This window comes from Clostridium collagenovorans DSM 3089 (assembly GCF_900130005.1).
In the GTDB taxonomy this organism is placed as follows: domain Bacteria; phylum Bacillota; class Clostridia; order Clostridiales; family Clostridiaceae; genus Clostridium_D; species Clostridium_D collagenovorans.
Genome location: NZ_FQXP01000003.1, coordinates 452,266 through 470,775, shown reverse-complemented (window position 1 = coordinate 470,775; position 18,510 = coordinate 452,266). Strand labels below are relative to the sequence as shown.

Annotated in this window: 15 protein-coding genes and 1 other annotated feature; of the genes, 3 read left to right on the top strand and 12 right to left on the bottom strand. The window is 28.0% G+C overall.

Annotated features, from left to right (window positions below; genetic code table 11):
• Positions 1-383 precede the first annotated feature (383 nt).
• The 3 genes from truA to BUA48_RS02275 form a co-directional block, all read right to left on the bottom strand.
• The gene (gene truA, locus BUA48_RS02285; RefSeq protein WP_072829651.1) at positions 384-1,124 is read right to left on the bottom strand and encodes a tRNA pseudouridine(38-40) synthase TruA; all 741 of its coding nucleotides are present in this window, start codon (positions 1,122-1,124) and stop codon (positions 384-386) included.
• Positions 1,125-1,409: 285 nt separating this feature from the next.
• Positions 1,410-2,615 (bottom strand): tyrosine--tRNA ligase, encoded by a 1,206-nt coding sequence (gene tyrS, locus BUA48_RS02280; protein WP_072829649.1) that lies wholly within the window; start codon positions 2,613-2,615, stop codon positions 1,410-1,412.
• A 165-nt stretch (positions 2,616-2,780) separates the two neighbouring features.
• Positions 2,781-3,040, bottom strand: a binding site (T-box leader).
• Between the two features lie 88 nt (positions 3,041-3,128).
• A complete protein-coding gene (locus BUA48_RS02275) occupies positions 3,129-3,968 on the bottom strand; it encodes a RelA/SpoT domain-containing protein (RefSeq protein ID WP_072829647.1) in 840 nt (279 codons plus the stop codon).
• Positions 3,969-4,409: 441 nt separating this feature from the next.
• Here BUA48_RS02275 and BUA48_RS02270 point away from each other — a divergent pair, with 441 nt between their 5' ends.
• Positions 4,410-5,558 (top strand): double-cubane-cluster-containing anaerobic reductase, encoded by a 1,149-nt coding sequence (locus BUA48_RS02270; RefSeq protein WP_072829645.1) that lies wholly within the window; start codon positions 4,410-4,412, stop codon positions 5,556-5,558.
• 58 nt (positions 5,559-5,616) lie between these two features.
• On the opposite strand, the gene BUA48_RS02265 is transcribed toward BUA48_RS02270, so the two are convergent.
• From BUA48_RS02265 to BUA48_RS02245, 5 genes are all read right to left on the bottom strand, one after another.
• Positions 5,617-6,177: a TM2 domain-containing protein gene (locus BUA48_RS02265; RefSeq protein ID WP_242944285.1), complete on the bottom strand. Its 561-nt coding sequence runs from the start codon at positions 6,175-6,177 to the stop codon at positions 5,617-5,619.
• Between the two features lie 129 nt (positions 6,178-6,306).
• On the bottom strand, positions 6,307-7,728 hold the full coding sequence (locus BUA48_RS02260; protein WP_072829642.1) for a hypothetical protein: 1,422 nt from the start codon (positions 7,726-7,728) through the stop codon (positions 6,307-6,309).
• 149 nt (positions 7,729-7,877) lie between these two features.
• Positions 7,878-9,161 carry an FAD-dependent oxidoreductase gene (locus BUA48_RS02255; RefSeq protein WP_072829640.1) on the bottom strand — a complete coding sequence of 428 codons (1,284 nt, stop codon included), beginning with the start codon at positions 9,159-9,161 and terminating at the stop codon, positions 7,878-7,880.
• Positions 9,161-10,177 carry a sulfide/dihydroorotate dehydrogenase-like FAD/NAD-binding protein gene (locus BUA48_RS02250; RefSeq protein ID WP_072829638.1) on the bottom strand — a complete coding sequence of 339 codons (1,017 nt, stop codon included), beginning with the start codon at positions 10,175-10,177 and terminating at the stop codon, positions 9,161-9,163. The genes BUA48_RS02255 and BUA48_RS02250 overlap by 1 nt, the downstream gene beginning before the upstream one ends.
• 137 nt (positions 10,178-10,314) lie before the next feature.
• Positions 10,315-11,442 carry a D-alanyl-D-alanine carboxypeptidase family protein gene (locus BUA48_RS02245; RefSeq protein WP_072829636.1) on the bottom strand — a complete coding sequence of 376 codons (1,128 nt, stop codon included), beginning with the start codon at positions 11,440-11,442 and terminating at the stop codon, positions 10,315-10,317.
• A gap of 164 nt (positions 11,443-11,606) precedes the next feature.
• On the opposite strand from BUA48_RS02245, the gene BUA48_RS02240 reads away from it, so the two are divergent.
• Both BUA48_RS02240 and ytfJ read left to right on the top strand, forming a co-directional pair.
• Positions 11,607-12,257, top strand: a complete 651-nt coding sequence (locus BUA48_RS02240; RefSeq protein ID WP_072829634.1) for a DUF2953 domain-containing protein — start codon at positions 11,607-11,609, stop codon at positions 12,255-12,257.
• Positions 12,238-12,780, top strand: a complete 543-nt coding sequence (gene ytfJ / locus BUA48_RS02235; protein WP_072829632.1) for a GerW family sporulation protein — start codon at positions 12,238-12,240, stop codon at positions 12,778-12,780. The genes BUA48_RS02240 and ytfJ overlap by 20 nt, the downstream gene beginning before the upstream one ends.
• Positions 12,781-12,847: 67 nt before the next feature.
• On the opposite strand, the gene scpB is transcribed toward ytfJ, so the two are convergent.
• The 4 genes from scpB to BUA48_RS02215 form a co-directional block, all read right to left on the bottom strand.
• Positions 12,848-13,420, bottom strand: coding sequence for an SMC-Scp complex subunit ScpB (gene scpB, locus BUA48_RS02230; RefSeq protein WP_084666011.1), 573 nt, complete (start codon positions 13,418-13,420; stop codon positions 12,848-12,850).
• Entirely contained in the window at positions 13,413-14,162 is a 750-nt protein-coding gene (locus BUA48_RS02225; protein WP_072829630.1) for a segregation/condensation protein A, read from the bottom strand. The genes scpB and BUA48_RS02225 overlap by 8 nt, the downstream gene beginning before the upstream one ends.
• 265 nt (positions 14,163-14,427) lie before the next feature.
• Positions 14,428-16,614 (bottom strand): DNA topoisomerase III, encoded by a 2,187-nt coding sequence (locus BUA48_RS02220; RefSeq protein WP_072829628.1) that lies wholly within the window; start codon positions 16,612-16,614, stop codon positions 14,428-14,430.
• 460 nt (positions 16,615-17,074) lie between these two features.
• Positions 17,075-18,262: a D-alanyl-D-alanine carboxypeptidase family protein gene (locus BUA48_RS02215; RefSeq protein WP_072829626.1), complete on the bottom strand. Its 1,188-nt coding sequence runs from the start codon at positions 18,260-18,262 to the stop codon at positions 17,075-17,077.
• Positions 18,263-18,510 lie beyond the last annotated feature (248 nt).

Genomic DNA, 18,510 nt, shown 5'->3' with positions numbered 1-18,510 from the left:
AAGATGTTTTTTGAAGAATTTCGAATGTTGATTTTTATTATTCTTATATAGTTCGTATTTTTTTCATTTTCTAAAGAGTTTAACTAGATTTTTCTTATACTTTAAAGATATTTTATGATATACTTGCGAACTTTAAAGCTTTAAATCCATGAAATCGTTTTGTTTTTTTCACTATATTTTTTTCGTTTTTAAATAATTTTCATCATAAATTCACATAAAAATAAACCTATATTTAAATAGTTAACATTTTTATCACATGAATAAATCTACTTAACAACTTTAAATATAGGTTTTTAAATTTTAATATATATTATAGTATTAGCACTCCATTATCATAATTACACTTTTAAATAAATCTCTTAAATCAATACAAGATTTTATTTTTAATAATTTACCTCAATTAATTTTAATCCCTTTGCCGGAGCCATAGGACCTGCTTGTGCTCTTTCTTTTTTCTCTAAAATTTTATCAACTTCTTCTATTTGTATATTTCCTTTTCCTACTTCTATTAAGGTACCAACTATGATTCTTACCATGTTCCATAAGAATCCATCACCCTTTATTACTATACTTATAATTCCATTGTCCTCTTTTAAATTTATCTCTTCTACGGTTCTAACAGTGGACTTATTACCCTTAAAAGTAGTAAAGCTTTGAAAATCATGAGTTCCTAATAAGCTTTTAGATGCTTTCTTCATATTTTCTATGTTTAAATTATCATTGCAATGAAGAGCAAACTTTCTAATAAATACATTTCTCATCATATTATTATCTATAGTATACATATAAGTTTTAGACTTAACATTATACCTTGCATGAAATCTCTTATCTACCTCTTCTATAGAGATTATAGCAATATCTTCTGGTAAATACTCATATAAATACTTCAAGATAAAGTTAGTATCTTTTTCTGTACTACTTTGAAAATTAGCAATGTATCTTTCAGCATGGACTCCCTTATCCGTTCTTCCACACCCAATAACTTCAATTTCTTCTCCTGTCATTATACTTAATACATCTTCTATTTTACCTTGAATAGTAAGCAATTTATCCTTTCCTGTTTGTCTTTGCCATCCTTTATATCTACTTCCATCGTATTGTATTATCATCTTAAAATTTCTCATTTTTATCTCTCCAGTTTCTATGTATTTTTTCTAATTTATATTATTATCTCAATAAGGCATTTCTTTCCATTTATTTCCTAAGCAATATTAAATTTTATCTTTTACTATAATATCTATATATTTAAATAATACTCTAAGTTATCTTATATTAAAAGATATTTATTATTTTCAGGATATTTAAGTTCATTACTTAAAATAAAAAAATCCTTAAGTTTAACACTTAAGGATTTCTAATAATAGCCATCTTCCATAGACTCACCTACCATTTTATGAGTTTATAATATTTTATTTCAATACTACTTTTATAAATTTCTTTTTCCCAACTTGAACAATTAACTCTTCTGCTTCTTCTATATGAGCTAAATCTATAATTTTCTTATCATTAACCTTTATACCACCTTGACTTGCTAATCTTCTTGCATCACTTTTACTTTTAACAAGTTCATTTTCAACTAAAATACCTGCTATATCTAAAGCTTCTTTAGAAGATTCAACTGTTAATATATCCTCTGGTATATTTCCCTTTTGGAATACAGTTATAAATCTTTCCTCAGCTTTAAGAGCTTCTTCTTTTCCATGGTATAAAGTTACTATTTCTCTAGCTAACTGCATTTTTATATCTCTAGGATTAACCTTATCCTGTGCTAAATTTTCTTTTATTAAATCTAAGTCATCTGGATGTATATCAGTAACTAATTCAAAGTATTTTATAATCAATTCATCAGGAATAGTCATAGATTTTTCGTACATAACCTCTGCTGGTTCATCTATTCCAATGTAGTTTCCTAAACTTTTACTCATTTTATCTACACCATCAGTTCCCTCTAATAAAGGCATAAAAATTGTAGCTTGACTGTCTTGACCAAATTCCTTTTGTAACATTCTTCCCATTAATACATTAAATCTTTGATCTGTACCACCAAGCTCTATATCAGCTTTTATCTTAACTGAATCGTAACCTTGCATTAAAGGGTAGAAGAATTCATGTATGCTTATTGGCATATTTCCTTCATATCTCTTTTTAAAATCTTCTCTTTCTAACATTCTTGCAACAGTCATAGTAGATGCTAAGGAAATAACTTCTTCTAATTTTAGTTCTGAAAGCCATTCACTATTAAATCTAACCTCTGTCTTATCTCTATCCAAAACCTTAAAGATTTGTTTTTCGTAGGTTCTAGCATTTTCTAAAACTTGCTCTTTTGATAAAGCCTTTCTCGCCTTTGATTTTCCTGTTGGATCTCCTATCATACCTGTGAAATCCCCTATTATTATGACAGCTCTATGACCCAAGTCTTGTAATTGTTTTATTTTTCTCAAAACAACCGTATGACCTAAATGGATATCTGGAGCACTAGGATCTAGGCCTAATTTAACTATTAACTGAGTATTATCTTTTTCAGCCTTTATTAATTTTTCTTTTAAATCCTCAAGTCCTATTAACTCATCCACCCCTTTCATGATAATTCTGATTTGTTCATCAATATTTTTCATAATCTTTCTTAGTAAAATTAAATTTACTAAGATTCACCTCCTTATATATTTTTAAAACACATTAAATCTTTGCTAATAAAGACTTTCACCTCCAAAAGCCTCCTAAAAATAATTTTCCTATAAACAAAAACTTATTTTTTTGCAAATAAAAAACTCTCGTCCTTATAAAAGGACGAGAGTGTATATTCCCGTGTTACCACCTTAGTTTATCGTTATGTCACCATAACAACCTTATCAAGTACGCCAAAATTGGTTATACTCTAGCACTATAACGGGTGCAGGAACCGACATCTGCCTACTGGTTGTTATCTTTCGGAGTGCTGCTCTGAGATGTATTCAAATAAACTACCTTTGCCCCTCTCACCATCCGGGAACTCTCTGTAAAAGTTCAAGTAAATTTTACTTTTTCTCTTCATAGCTTTCATTATGTGTTTCATTTGTTAGTGCTATTATATGCCTTTATTTTTTATTTGTCAAATAAAATTAAAAATTTTTCAAAATATTTTTATTTGTTTAATTCTTAGATTTATGCTCTATATTTTCCTCTAACCTTTTTATCTTTTCTTCCAAGGACTTTATATATTCTTCTTTTTCTTCTACTATGCCCTTATATCCATTATCCAACTCCATAAGGTTTTTATTTAACATATTAATCAAGGATGCCATCTCATCTGCACTACCAACTAATCTATTAAATAAAAGCAAGTTAGATTTTAATATATCTGGAATTTTAGTGTTAGAATAACTTAACTGATGATCAATTTCTCCATAACCCTCTTCAAAAATAGTTCTAACCTGTATTTCGGCTATGGTAGGTTCACTTTGTATAAAATTTAACTCCACTAAATAATGCACAGATCTATATCCAGATTTTCTAGACTTAATAGCTATATCAAGTTCCTCAAATCTCTTAGTATCATCTCCATCTCTTACATTAGCAGTTATCTCTATAACCTTCCATGTGTTTAAAATAAACTCATGTATATCCTCCCAATCCTGTTTAAATATATGAATAGCTCTTATGCCAATTAAGTCTGTAATTTCAACCTTATAGTTCTCAATATTAAAGTAAAAATCATCTCCATATTTACCTTTTCTATCTCTGGTCTTTCTTACTATCTTTTCTACTAAGCCCTCTGAATTTTTAATTCTGCTTTTTACAGAATGTATCTTTTTATGACTTCTCAAAGTATTAGCTATAAAATCAGCTTGAACCTTGTAAAGTTCTTTATAGTTATTAAAATCATAGTAAATTTTCTCTAAGTTATTCCACTCTATATTTTCTTTTTTAATTTCTTCTTCTATAAAAGGATATTTTTTAATTATTTCTTGTTTATTAAATCCCTCATTCATATACGCTACTTCTCCATTTCAAGTACTTTATTATAATCAACCTATAAACCATATTATTAAAACAATAAAAATTTATATATTCACAGTTTCATTATTGTCTCATTTTTAAAGTTTATATATAAAGTTTTACAATTTCTTATATTTAGTTTTAATTACTTCATTAGCTAAAACTAAGTCTAAATAAAAGTATAACTAATTACTTAAAACTTATATATACCTTTTTAATTTTTTATATTTATATAATATCATTAAATTAAAGTATTTATGAAGAGTAATTTTTATATTTATTTTTTTCTTTTTCACCTTTTTATGAAGCTTTTCTATTTTTCTATACATATTTCCTATTATTAAAGCAACTTCTATAATGTTTTTAAATACTATTTTAACCAGTTATGCATATTATGCTAAAATTATTCCATTATGTATTTTAGGAGGTCAATTATGAACAGTTTACCAGAATTTATAAATGAATTTAGTGAAGCTCGTAGAAATGCATTCATTAATATTAAAAACTTAAAAGATGCAGGAAACAATATAGTAGGTGTATATTGTGGATTTGCTCCATGGGAAGTTATAGCAGCTTCAGGCGCTATCTCTGCTTGGCTTTGCGGTATGGATGAAGAACCAATCCCAGATGCTGAAAAAGTACTTCCTCGTAATCTATGTCCCCTTATTAAATCCAGCTTTGGTTTTGCCTTAACTGAAAAGTGTCCATTTTACTATTTTTCAGACATGCTAGTTGGTGAAACTACTTGTGATGGTAAAAAGAAAATGTACGAGCTACTTGGGAAAATGAAGCCAATGCATGTAATGCAATTGCCTCAAACTCCACATGGTCAAGCTTCCTATGATTATTATAAAGCTGCCATTATTGAGTTTAAAGAAGCTTTAGAAAAACAGTTTAACGTTACTATCACTGATGAGGATCTTATAAGAACAATTAACATAAGAAATAGAGAACGTCAAGCTTTAAGAGATTATTATGGCTTATCAAAACTATGTCCACCTCCAATGTCTGGTTATGATTTAAGAAAAGTAATCCAAGGAACTCTTTTCATATCAGATAAAGAAAAAGAAATTAAGGACATAGAAACTATAGTAGAAAAAACCATGACTGCTTATAACAATGGGGAACGTCCTGTTTCTAAAGATGCTAAAAGAATTCTTGTAACAGGATGCCCAATTGGTGACTCTACTGAAAAAGTTATTAAAGCTATTGAAAGCAATGGTGGAGTTGTAGTTTGTTATGAAAATTGCAGTGGTGCTAAGGATGAAAGCTTATTAGTTGATGAAACAAAGGACCCTATTGATGCATTAACTGAAAGATACTTAAGAACTGCTTGTGCTTGCATGAGTCCTAATAATAATAGACTTGAATACTTATCCTACTTAGTTGATGAATATAAAGTTGATGGAGTAATAGATGTTATCCTTCAAGCTTGTCATACATATAATGTTGAATCTGCAAGAATAAATGAACTTATTAATAAAGAAAAAAATCTTCCTTTCATGAAAATAGAAACGGATTATTCCAATGCAGACTTAGGACAATTAAATACAAGAATTCAAGCCTTTATAGAAATGCTTTAAGTTTTAAAAGCGTGTTTTGCATAATTACTGCTAAACACGCCTTTTAACTTTATATATTTTATACGTAATACATAGTGGGTTTAGTTATCAAAGAAATAAAATCTACAATTAAGCCTAGTCCAAATAATCCCACGGTAAATATATATAAGATACCCATACCTGTTTTTCCTTCATAAAATTTATGTGCACCTATAACACCAAAAAATATAAGTAAAAACAAAGCTATGAATTTATTTTTTCTTCTTCCATACATATACCCGTTATTATAATTATTTCCGCTACTATAATTGTTACTAAAATTATTATTATTTATAACCACATTAGGATCATAATTATTTCCTTTTAACTCTTCAACTTGACATCCACATTGTGTACAAATAATAGCCTCAAAGGGTATTTTACACCCGCAATATTTGCAAAATTTAGTATTTCCATTTTGGTACATGCCATCATTCATACCATAATTGTCTTGAGGACAGTCATTATATGAGTTATAGTCTTGATTATCATAATTATATGGATTTTCTCCATTATAATTATTAGAACTATTTAACTCTTCATATGAATTATTTTGAAATCTTTTATTTTCCCCATTATACCCAAACTTTTCCTTGCCCATTACATCCTCCTAAATCCAAAATAATCATGTTATTTATATATATTCTTCTTTATAATTTTATACTATATAAAAAACTTTTACTATATTAATTTTTAAACTTGTCCTATGGTAAATTCATCTTATTTTGCACTAATATATTCTATATGGAGTATCCATTTTTTTTATCTTTACAATTGAAAAAAGTTCTAATTTATAATTGCTAGTACACATCTCATTATCACTTTTTAAGTTATTTTCAATCTCTGAGTCACATAAAACTTGATTTTTCGATACTGGGTACTTTATTAAAGCCTTTTTATATAATTTATTTTTAGTAAGGTCAACATATTGACTTTCTTTTATTTTCTCAAAATCATCATCTTCCCTAGGTTCTGTATACAAATCTTCATCCATGGTAGATACAACCTCATCTAAAAAATCACTATTGTAAAATTCTAAAATCACATCTTCATAAGGGTTTTCATAAATTAATTCTAATTCTTCATAGGTCTTTGGTTCCTCCTTTGAATTATAATTAAAACCACTTTCATGTTGTAATTTATGTACATAGAAAAATCTTTCTTCATTGATTTCAGGATCTAAATACTTTATTTTTTTAGAAACTTTTTCTTCACACTTAACTTCAAAGATAGTCTCCATAGGATATTTTTTATATAAGTTTAAAAACTTAATTTCTATACTTTCTATATTCTTACTCCTTATAGGGGTTAATATTTGTCCCTCTATTCTTAATATAGTTGTATTTTTACCTCTTAATTCCCTCGGAATTAAATTTTTGTTTTTATAACATTGATAAAGTACATGTCCATAAAAATCATCTAGATACCCTTCCTCAGCAACTTTATAATTATATAACTTTATAATTGTATTCTTAAGACTGATATCATTAATAAGTATATTATCTACACCTATATCTATAGCCCCCTGCCCTGAAAATTCATCTAATTTCATTTCTCTTCTAGTTAAATCTAATATAAACTCTTCTTCTACTTCACCATAGTCCTCATCTAGGAACATATCGTATAAAATGTCATTTTCCTTTTTATCTTCGCATATCAAGTCTATGAATACTTGTCCATCTATTATGTTAGTAAATAATCCATATATAGTTCTCTTATCCAATATCATTGCATTTTTTATCTTTATAAACTCATTTGATAAAAAATTTCCTATAATTATGTATTTTCCTGGTTGTAATTCAACATCCTTAGGAAAACTCTCATTATAATTTAAATCCATTATGATTTTTTCTTTTATATCTACAATGCTTCTTTCGGATTTCAAACAATAAAGCTCCACTATATTTTCTTCAAAACTTACATATTCTAAGATCATATTTTTCAGTGCTTCTATAGATGTTTTTGCATCCTCATTTAAAAACTTTATTTCATAAATATATTCATTGTTGAATACATTTCTTATAGATGTAATATAATCTTCAAGTTCTATAAAATCTATGTACTTTTCATTATGTATGATACTTTCATTATTTTCATAGCTTTTGTTAATTTCTATAGGAAAATTAACCGCAATATAATAAACAAAACTCACGAAGCTGTCCCCCTTTATGGCACATAATGTGAACATTATATCATATTTTCTAATTTCTTTTTATATTTTAGCATAAAAGCAAAAGGTATGCCTTAATTATAAAAGACATACCTTAATTTTGTATAATTTTTAGTTCTATATACTATTAATTATAAAATTTTCTCTTCAAATACATTTGTTAACTCTAATTTTTCTACTCTATCTTTTATTTCTTCTATATCTAAAGTGTACATACCTAATTTCTTCATTCTATCAAAGTATATTGAACCAGCAAATGTAAATCTACTTGTTCTATCACCTTTTTTCAATATTCTATAATTTGAGAAAGAAATTATATCTCCTATTACTGTTTCCTTTGGTAAAATAAGCATAGGTTTTTCTGCTAATAATCTAACTGCATTATGACCTGCTAAAGTACCAGTACAGATAGCCTCTGTATGACCTACAAATAACCCAGCTTTTTCTCCTGCACAGAATAAATTTTCTATTCCTATAACTCTCATATCACTACTTCTTCTAGCTGAAGATAGGTATCTTATTGAGTTTCCTTTATCCCCTGCATATGGATCTACATATTTTGCATTTTCTAATCCCTTAATTTTTCTTAATTTATCTAATGGGTAGTACGAACTCATTAGTTTTGCATGCCCTGTATCTAATAAAATTACATTCTCAGCAAATTCTTTAAGTGCATATTGCTGACATACTTTCGCTTTTAATTTATCAAAGTTAATATCCTCTTTTGGAACTGGTAATACTACTACTCCTGTACTGTTCAATTCATCTTGTATATCCTTTGATAAACTCTCTTTAGCTAATTTACATGAACCACTAAAAGCACCGTATACTTCATCTGCTCTTTCACCCTTTATATCTTCTAATCCAGCGCAGGTAGTAAGACTAACTCTAGGTCCATAAGCAGGACATCTTAATACACACATTGAACATCCATTTCCATACTTATAGCAATTTCCCATAGGTCCTGTGCTTCCTGTAGTTTCTATAAATACATCACCCTTAACTAAAGTTCCATCAGCTAAATAAACACCTGTTATTTTCTTATTTTCCATTTCTATATCAACTATTCTTGATTTAGTAAATACCTTAATTCCTAAAGATAAAATGTATTTTTTAACTTCTGCTTCTATATTATTTACATCATATAAAGTAGCGTGTTTATGACCTGGAAAATCTATATTTCTATGTGTTGATATCTCATCACATATTTTTATTAAATCTCCACCGCCTAAAGCTATTAATTCTTCTGAGGCTGTATACCTTCCATTATTTCTCATGATACCGCCTACATTTCCTAATCCTAATAGTAAGTCAGTTCTTTCATATAATTCAACCTCTGCACCTGCTTTACGAGCTGAAATAGCTGCTGCACAACCAGCCCATCCACCTCCGACAACGATAACTTTTTTTGACATTAAAATAACCTCCTTCCTTCTAGGACATATTTAGGATCTGTTTGCATTTTACATAATCTTCTTAGCTTTCTATCATTATTTTTTCTAGTACATGCCCCACAAACACCTTCTCCACAGCACATCTTTGCATTATTGCAACATGAGTATTCAATATTCTTCTCTACTCCTGCTGATTTTAAGGATTCTTTTATCTTATCTAAGGTTATCATCACCTCGTAATTTAAAATATCTGCACCATCACAATGAACTACAACTGGTGACTTGGAGATAACTTGATCAACTAGTAATTCCTTAAAAGATTTAGTTAATTTACCTTTTTCTAAGCAGCTACAATCATAAACCTTATAGGCATACTTATTTAAATAATCATCTATTAAGCTTCCTTTTATATTAGCTTTATCATTTAAAACTATCACTTTATTTCCTTTTTCATGTAAATATTTTAGTACTGGTATCATAGGCGCTTGTCCGATTCCTCTACATATCAATAAACAAGTTTTCCCTGTAACATTCTTCAAATGCCTAATTCCTAATATTCCATTCCAAAATGGTCCTTTTACTAAAACAGTATCATCAATCTCTAAGTTATTTAAATCTAAAGTTTTTACACCTTTTAATTCTATAGCTAATATTATAAGATTTTTTTCTAAATCAATATCCATTACAGATATAGGAGTAAAAAAGCTTTCTTCTTGGTCTACTCTCTTTAAGAATACGAAACTCCCCATATCTCTTAAATCATGTATTAATTCATGAGAACCTTTTAAGCTTAATACTAAAACATCCTCTTCAACTATATATTTATCAACTACCTTACACTCAAATACTTCTCTTCCCTTCTTAGCCTTATTGTTGTTCCATATAAGTTCTTGATACACACATGTTCCATTCCAATGAGTGCAATGACAATTACCACTATTTAACTGAGAACAAATAATACATTGTCCTGATTCCGCTAAGTGACATGGACAAAATTTTGTACCTATATCACTACAGGTAAATACTTCATAAGCCATCCTCTAACCCCCTTTGTTAAAGAAATTTAATGCTTGGCTTTTACATCTCACAAATAAAAAACGCTAAGGAAGACCTTAGCGTTTTCATTAAAAATCTTCTCTATATCAAAATATTACTTTTACCATATTTTGTTACACTATTTTCTTGAAGAAGATATTTTATTCTTTATTTTATCTATTAAATTTTCTCTATTATTATCAGTATTGCTGTATAGATTTACTTTACAAATAACCTTATCATCTTGTTTTATACTTAAGTGTCCAAGTATCATATCTTTACTTATTACCTTAGGAAGATTATTTTCTGCTTTTACCACTTCTACTTCATACTTAGAGTCAGCTTTCTTAGGAATCACAATGTTTTCTTTACAAAGTAATTCTATCTCTCCCTTATTGTCCTCTAAAGTTATTTTATCTATTACTTGATTTTCTTGAGCTATAGTTTCATAGTTATAATGATCTTTTACATACTCAAATATTTTTTTACTTTCTCTCCATCTTTCAATACAATTTAAAGTAACCACTACTATTTCATGACCATTTACATCAAAGGAAGAAACCAAACATTTACCAGCATTTCCTGTATAACCTGTTTTTACCCCTGTAGCCTCTGGTACTTGATACAATAACTTATTTATGTTGTTATATCCTCTTGTAAAATTATACTTTTCAGGATCTATTACTTTACTTCCTACTATTTCATTAAAGATTTCATTATTTTTAGCTTTTGTTGTTAAAAGAGCTAAATCATAAGCTGTTGTATAATGATTCTCACTATCTAAGCCGTGAGGAGTTTCAAAATGTGTATCTCTTAATCCTATTTGTAAGGCATATTCATTCATAAGTTTTAAGAATCCTTCTATTGATCCTCCAACTCCTTCTGCAATAGCAACTGCTGCATCATTACCTGATTTAAACATAAGTCCGTAAAGAAGCTCTCTTATGGTAATTTCTTCTCCTTCCTTATAGCCTACTGTGGAACCATGAATTGCTGCAGACTTTTTAGATATAGTTACCTTCTCATCTATATTTCCATTATTAATTGCAATTAAAGAGGTCATAATTTTTGTTGTACTTGCCATAGGAATCAATTCTCTAGAGTTTTTTTCATACAAAACAACTCCTGTTTCCTTATCCATAGCAATAGCAGCTCTTGCATCTATAACTAACTTATTATTAGCTTTACTTGGATTAGCTAAAGCTACATTACTTGAAAGTAAAAAAATTATCAAAGTAACACTTATTATCTTAAAATAATTCCTCATAAATATATATCTTCGTAAACCAGAAGATATTTACACCACCTTTCTTTTTCTTTTGTTTACCATAATTAACTTTAAAATTATTTTTTCCTTAAAAAATCTTATATTTTCATAAATTCTCATTATGTGGTTATACTAATTTTGTAATTTTATTTTGGAGGTTAATTATGTTTTATTTTTTAATATTTCTATGTATTTTTACTACATCGTTATTTTTCCCTGTACCTTTAAAATTATCTATGAAATATATTAACAATAATTTTTCATTTTTTTTATATAGAAAGGAGATATTTTCTATAAATACTGAGCTGAGCCCAGAAAATCTTGAAAAATTTAAAGATAAATTATCAAATATAAATAAAAATAAACCCGAAGATAAAAATTCAGAAGAACTTTCTGAGGATGAAAGTAACACAAAGAAAAAATTTACTAATGAACTTTTTAGTAAAGAAGTTCTTTTAAGCACTGTAAGAAACCTTAATTGCTCGCATTATAAGCCTGATATAGATTTCTCTATAGACTTAAGTTACGGGCTTGAAAATGCTGCAATAACAGCTATTTTATATGGTTATATTTCAATGTTATTTCCATTACTATATAACTTTCTAGAAGTTTTTTTTAATATAGCAGACTTTAATTTTGATTTAAAACCAATTTTTAAGAAAATAAAAAGTAATTTTTATTGTAAAAGTATAATTTATATAAGTTTAGCTAACATTACATACATAATAATTTTATTAATTAAATCTTTTTTAAAATATAAAAAAGAAAATTCATCATTTTTAGGAGGTCTTAACTATGGAAAATCATCCAATTGATAACTTATTAAAAAATACCATGGAAAACCTAAAATCTATGGTTGATGTAGATACTATAATAGGAAACCCTGTACAATCACCAGATGGTACAGTTATTATTCCTGTTTCTAAGCTTTCTTTAGGCTTTGCTAGTGGAGGAAGTGAGTTTTCATCAGCTTCTTGTAAAAATAATACTTCTGATTGTAAATTCCCTTTTGGTGGTGGATCTGGAGCAGGTATTTCTATGAGACCTGTAGCCTTCTTGGTTGTACAAAATAATACTATAAGAGTGTTACGTGTGGATGCTGATCATGGATATGAAAAAATTATAGATACTATTCCTCAAATTATGGATATGTTAAAGGACAGTATATCTTCTATGAGCTGTAAAGATAAGTCTTCTGAGAAAAAACATGGTCATCATCATCATCATGGTGGTTGCTGCCATGGAAAACAGAAAGAAGAAAAAGAAGCTCCATTTACAGTATATAGCGAAAGCTTTACAGAAGAAGTTTCTACAGAAGAACCAGAAAACAATTTATAAAACCTTATAAAACTAATAAAAAACACCCTTAAAAAGAGTGTTTTTTATTAGTTTTCACATTAATATATTATAAATCATCAATTGTTAATTGCTCTAAAGTTGGCAATGATTCTATATTCTGTAGATCAAAGTACTTCAAGAATTCCTTTGTAGTACTATATAAAATAGGTCTTCCTGGTACTTCTTTTCTACCACTTTCCTTAATCAACTTCTTTTCCATCAAAGTAGATAGTGCTCTATCACTCTTAACCCCTCTTATTTCGTCTATTTCAACTCTTGTTATAGGTTGCTTATAAACTACTATGGCTAAAGTTTCTAAGGCTGCTTGTGATAAGGATTGTCTGACATTTATATTTAATAACTTTTGTATAAACTCACTATTCTCTTGTTTAGTAACCATTTGATAAGCATTATTTACTTTAATGATTTTTACCCCTCTAGTATTATCTTCATCATATTTATCAATTAATTTAGATAATATTTTAGATATAAATACTTCACTACATTCTAAAATTGAAGCTAAGGATTTTTCTTCTAGGGGTTCTCCAGATACAAATAGTAAGGATTCTATTACTGAAAAATATCCTTCTTCAATAGAAGTCTCCTCTATTGATCTTGAATATGTAACTTCTTTAATCATCATTTTCTATCCTTTCCATATATATTTCTCCAAAGATTTCTCCTTGAACTACTTTTAGCTCTCTTAATTTTATCAACTCTAATAATGCTAAAAAAGTAACTATTATTTCTGATTTATTTGCACATTTATTTGTGACTTCACTAAAACTTCCTTTTTTAACTGAATTTATGTATGTAGTCAAAGTTTCCATCTTGTCTTCTATTTTATATGTATCTAAAGCTGTTATTTGCTTTGGAAGTTCCTTTTCGTTCATCTTATTTAAATATGCTTCTATAAGATCATTATATATATTATTTAAATGTAATACACTAATACCCTCTAATACCTCTGCTATATTAAAGGTTTTCTTTTCTTCAATTATCTCTGCCTTCTTACTATAAGTCTCTCCTACAATACCCTCTTTTTCTCTTAATACCGAGGCTACAGCTTTAAACTTTTTATACTCTATAAGTTTTTCTACCAGTTGCTTTTTAATATCTTCTTCATCCATAACCTCTTCATCTTCAACTTTAACCTTTGGAAGTAATTCCTTAGATTTTATTTCTATCAATGTAGACGCTATTACAATAAACTCAGAAGCTATTTCTAAATCCATTTCCTTCATAGACTTTATGTACTGCATGTACTGTTCCGCAACCTCTTTTATTCTTATATCATATATGCTCATTTCATTCTTTTTAATTAAATGCAGTAGTAAATCAAAGGGTCCTTCAAAATTTTCTACTTTAACACTTAATGCCATATATTTCTCTCCTAAACCTAATTTTTAAATCTTTTAAACACTTCTTTCTTAATTTTATTAAGGCAAAGCCCACACTTGTCATATTATCATAAAAAACTTTTCTTACTTTATATATTCAAAGCAAAGCCTAGTTATATAAGTCAAAATAATGCTACTTAATTTATTATAAGTAAAGTAAATATAAATCTTAGATTAAGGTAACTACAGCATACCCTAATCTAAGATTTTCTTATTTATTATTATAACATTTTTCTACATTATAATCTTATTTTTTATCTAAATTTAATTTTGAAAATAAATCTGCAAATGCATTATTCATAGGCTCTTCTGCCTCTTGTTTCATCTTTTTCATGTATTTATTAACTTCTTTTTTATTGAGTTCCTTATTTTTCTCTTTAAATCTATTATTAAAGGCTGTTAATTTTTCTCTAAAAGAACAATTAGGACATACATAAATCTGTCCTTCTCCATGGCCTCTAAGCTCTAGCTTTTTATGACATTCAGGACATCTTATATTAGTAAATTTACTAATACCCTCTCTATATCCACAGTCTCTATCTTGACACACATTCATTATTCCATGTTTACCCTTAACCTCTAAAAGGTACTTTCCACACTCTGGGCATTTTTTACCTGTCATATTATCATGAACAAACTTTTCTTTACTTTCCTTTACTTCCTTAACCAACTCACTAGCATAACTTCTCATATTACTTAAAAAGCTTTTATCATGTAATTTTCCTTTACTAATAAGTTCTAAATTTCTTTCCCATTGAGCTGTTAAAATTGGTGATCTTAAATCCTCTGGTACTAGCTCTACAAGCTGTTTTCCCTTAGAAGTTGGTAATAACTCTTTTCCTCTCTTTTCAACATAGAAGGAGTTAAATAACTTTTCTATTATGTCCGCTCTTGTAGCAACAGTACCTAATCCTCCTGTTTCTCCAAGAGTTTTTGCAGCACTTTTATCCATATTAACGTATTTATGAGGATTTTCCATAGCTGAAAGTAGTGTCGCTTCATTAAATCTACTTGGAGCCTTAGTTTGCAACTTTTTCATTTCTATAGAACTTAATCTTATATCATCACCAATATTTATATTAGGTAGTTCTTGATTTTCACCTTCCTCAGCTTCATCTAATTCAACTTCCCCTATATAAACTTCTCTCCAACCTCTGCTTTTATTTATTATTCCCTTAGCACCTAAGACTTCTCCTTCTACCTCTACATTTACTGTAACCTGTGTATAGATATATGGTGGAAGCATTACACTTAAAAATCTCTTTATTACTAAATCATATATATTTCTTTCCTCATGACTCAAATTAGATAGTTTTGGTGTTTCCTCTGTTGGAATAATGGCATGGTGATCAGATACCTTGCTATTATCTACAAAACCTTTATGAGCAGTTATTTTGTTTTTTAATATCTCTGCTGTATATTTGCTATAAGAGCCTAAAGAAATTGCTTTTAATCTTTCTGGTAAAGTTCCTACTATATCACTAGTTATATATCTAGAGTCTGTTCTAGGATAAGTAAGTATTTTATGATTTTCATATAATCTCTGCATTATTGATAAAGTTTGCTTTGCAGAATAGCCCCAAATCTTATTAGCATCTCTTTGTAGTTCAGTTAAATCATATAATGCTGGAGAATATTTTTTCTTATCTGTTTTATTTACTTCCTTTACCTTACCACTTTTCCCCTTAAGCTTATTATATAAATCCTGTGCAACATCCTTGTTAAAAATATTACTTCCCTTTTCTCCGCTCCATTTTAATTTAAATCCTTGAGCTGTTGCAATTATATTATAATAATCCTTTGGTTTAAAATTCTTTATTTCCTCTTCCCTTTGTACAATCATTGCTAAGGTAGGGGTTTGGACTCTTCCAGCTGATAATTGTGCGTTATATCTACAAGTTAATGCTCTAGTTACATTAAGCCCTACTATCCAATCTGCTTCTGATCTACAAATAGCTGACTTATATAAATTCTCATATTCTTTTCCGTCCTTAAGGTTATTAAAGCCATCTTTAATTGCCTTATCTGTTACAGAGGAAATCCATAATCTCTTTATAGGTTTTTTTACCCCTGATTTTTCTATTATCCATCTAGCAACTAATTCGCCTTCTCTTCCTGCGTCAGTTGCTATTATTATTTCATCAACATCTCCTCTACTTAACTGAGATTTTACTGCTGAATATTGTTTAGAAGTTTGTTTTATGACAACTAATTTTAAATACTTAGGCATCATAGGTAAGTCTTCCATATTCCAAACCTTATATTTTTCATCATAGGTTTCTGGATTAGCTAAAGTAACCAAATGTCCTAAAGCCCAAGTAACTATATATTTATCTCCTTCTATAAAACCATTTCCCTTTTTATTACACTTCAATACTCTTGCTAAATCTCTTCCAACAGAAGGTTTTTCAGCTAAAACTAATTTTTTACTCATATTTATTATTAATTCCTTTCATAATTATTTATATAATTCATCCTTATATAAATAATTTTATTTCAAATCACATAGACTCTAATTAACTTTCTATATCTATACTAGTATTTATATTTATCATCTATTTACATCTAAATTTAAATACAATGCAGATTATTTATTGGATTTTACTGTTACCTTGATTATTTTAAATAACCATATACATTTTTTTTGATAAATCTTTCATATCTTAAATCATAAACTATCTATATTTTATATAGAAACTCTATTTATATAATTTAATGAAATTTTATTATTAAAATATATATTTACATAACTCCTAAACATTATTATATTAAAGTTTGTTATTACTCTATAATAACATATATTAAGTTCCTAATGTATATTAAAAAAGGGTCAGAGAATTTTTATTATTCTCTAACCCTTTTCTTTGTAAGTAAAATATTCAATTTAAAAACTTCTATACTGCGTGATCAAATAAATTTGTAAAATTAGATTTAAGATTTTGTAAGAATCCTCCTACCTTTAAGTCTCTATCACAGTATAAATCTACTGTACCTATAACTTCTCCGTTTAAAGAAATCTCACATTGACCTATCTTTTCACCTTTTACATAACTAGTTTTGCTCTTATCTATTTTAATTTTTTTATCTATGTTTGCTTCTGAACCTTTTTCTACTGGTATTGAAAAATCAGTGCTTGCCATAGCTGTAAAGAACTTATCGCCCTTTTTATTAAAGACAACCTTTTCAACTTCAGTGTCTTTCTTTAAAATCTCTTTGTTCTCAAATTTTGCAAGACCATAGTTCATTAACATTCCAGCATCTCTATTTCTAACCTTATAAGTTGGAGCACCCATTATTACAGCTAGCACTCTAACTCCATTTCTCATAGATGTTGCAGAAATACAGTATTTGGCTTCATTTGTAAATCCTGTTTTTAATCCATCACAGCCATCAAAAAATCTAACTAGTTTATTCTGATTAACTAATTCTATTGGACTTTTTCTACCTTCACTTATAGTTTCCATATATGTACCAGAGTATTCCAAGATTTTAGGATGTTTTAATAATTCCTTAGACATTATAGCAATATCATATGCTGTTGTTTCATGGCCCTCTATAGGTAAACCATTACAATTCTTAAAGGTAGTATCATTCATTCCTAATTCTTTTGCTCTTTTATTCATTAAGCCAACAAAGTTTTCCTCTGTTCCACCTAATAACTCTGCTAATGCAACGGCAGCATCATTTCCTGATGCTATGGCAACACCTTTTAACAGTTCTTCAACTGTTCTAACTTCACCAATATCTAGAAGCATAGTGCTACCACCCATACGCTTAGCATTTTCACTTACTGTTACTTTATCCTGTAAATTTATTTTACCACTGTCTACCGCCTCCATAGTAAGAAGCATTGTCATTACCTTAGTAACGGATGCTGGTGCAAATTTTTCTTTACTATTCTTCTCATATAATACCTTACCTGTAATAGGTTCAATTAATAAGGCCGATCTTGCATCTACTACAATTGACTCACTATTATTTGGTGTTGGTGCTACTTCTGATTCAGCAAAAACATGTATTGGCATCATATTGAAAATTAATAAAAAAGCTAAAATAAAACTTAAACTATATTTTTTTCTCATATTTACCCTCCTTTTTAAAACTTACAACATTATTTTTACCAAATAATAAAATATTATAAGTTCTTTATAAATATATATTAAAATATTCTTTAAAATCTTTTATTTTCTATAAAAATTTCTTAGTCAAAAGTCTTCTAAATCAAGATAAACTCTACATTTATAAAGATAATAAAAATAAGCTATATTTCAAAAAAGAATTTTAAAATTCTCTTTAAAATATAGCTTATTTTAGATATTTCAACTTAAAA